This window comes from Alteromonas sp. ABH2_165 (assembly GCF_056159945.1).
Map to the genome: position 1 here is coordinate 1 of NZ_JBSWWF010000036.1, position 573 is coordinate 573.

The 573-nt window shown below is 43.1% G+C and carries 1 protein-coding gene; it reads right to left on the reverse strand.

Features of this window, described 5'->3' with window-relative positions; all coding sequences use genetic code 11:
• Nucleotides 1-112: 112 nt before the first annotated feature.
• Nucleotides 113-550, reverse strand: a complete 438-nt coding sequence (locus ACXAFQ_RS20495; RefSeq protein ID WP_474825221.1) for a GNAT family N-acetyltransferase — start codon at nucleotides 548-550, stop codon at nucleotides 113-115.
• Nucleotides 551-573 lie beyond the last annotated feature (23 nt).

Below are 573 nucleotides of genomic sequence, written 5' to 3' on the forward strand. Positions count from 1 at the left end.
TAACACCCTGCTTAGGGGCGCAAATACGGCGGCTATAATCGGAACGAAGTGACACAGCCGCCGTGTTTGTGTCCCAGCGAGCCCGCGAGCGGCTACAGCAGATTGTTAGAATTCATAGCTGGATAAGAGCTAGCATATCGTCACCATCTTCATCCAAGCCGACTTCTTGAAACCCAAAGCTGGAATAGAAATCTTTAGCGACTGGGTTATTAGGGTTATAGCATATTTCGATTTCTTTGATGCCGGGAGTTTGCTTTATAGCCTCTATTGCCAGCGTTAAAGCTTTCCGTCCTATTCCTTGGTTCTGATGTTTCTTATCAACCATAAATCGCCAAATTGATACTTTTGAAACTGATTCTTTGACCCACATGAAGAAACCAACGGGTTCGTCGTTGAAGTAAATGGCCTTACATGTGTGACCTTCGTTATAAAATGACTCAACTAGTGACCACATGTTGCACGCTACATAATCTTCCTGAGCTTCAGTGACATCAAGGTCACAGACCGACTCATAGTTTTTCTTGTTTATTTCTTCCAATGAAATTTGCATGTTTATCCTGAATTCTAACACCC